The sequence below is a fragment of the Segeticoccus rhizosphaerae genome (assembly GCF_009192725.1).
GTDB classification, from domain to species: Bacteria; Actinomycetota; Actinomycetes; order Actinomycetales; family Dermatophilaceae; genus Segeticoccus; species Segeticoccus rhizosphaerae.
The window spans coordinates 1-775 of record NZ_VOHR01000657.1 but is presented as its reverse complement, the minus strand read 5'-3'; the positions used below and the strand labels follow the sequence as shown (position 1 = coordinate 775).

Below are 775 nucleotides of genomic sequence, written 5' to 3'. Positions count from 1 at the left end.
TGGTCATGGTGCAAAAGCACACCCAGTACCCCGGACCGGGCCGCACCAACAGGAACGTGGTGGGCTACCCGTTGATGCCGGTCTACACCGCCAAGGCGGGCGGCTTCTTCTTCATCGTCTTCGGGGTGACGGCCCTGCTCGCGGCGCTGGTGACGATCAACCCGATCTGGTCCTACGGGCCCTACTCCCCCACCCAGATCAGCGCCGGCTCACAACCCGACTGGTACATGCTGTTCGCCGAGGGCGCGCTGCGCCTGATGCCACCTATCGAGTTCGCCTTCTGGGGCATCACCCTGTCCCTCAACGTGTTCATCCCGGGAGTCGCGCTGCTGGGTGCGCTCTTCACCATCGCCGGCATCTATCCCTTCATCGAGAAGCACGTGACCGGCGACGAGCGGGAGCACCACGTCCTGGACCGCCCGCGCAACGCCCCCACCCGGACCGGTCTCGGCGTCATGGCCATCACGTTCTACGTGCTCCTGGTCCTCGGCGGGAGCAACGACATCCTCGCCGACAAGCTCCAACTGTCGATCAACGACATCACCAACATCATCCGCGTGCTGGTGATCGTCGGCCCGCCGATCGCGTTCTGGGTGACCAAACGCGTCTGCCTGAGCCTGCAGCGGCGCGACCGCGAGCTGGTGCTGCACGGGCGCGAAACCGGTCGGATCGTGCGCACCGCCGACGGGAAGTTCTTCGAGGCGCACGAGCCGCTGGACGAGTACACCCGCTGGCCACTGGTGCAGCAGGAGGTGCACCACCCGCTCGCCCTCGA

1 protein-coding gene is annotated in these 775 nt (G+C 66.3%); it reads left to right on the top strand.

Annotated features, from left to right (window positions below; translation table 11 throughout):
• The coding region (locus FRW57_RS22340) for a cytochrome b N-terminal domain-containing protein (protein WP_203230508.1) at positions 1 to 775 on the top strand (775 nt) is incomplete at both ends.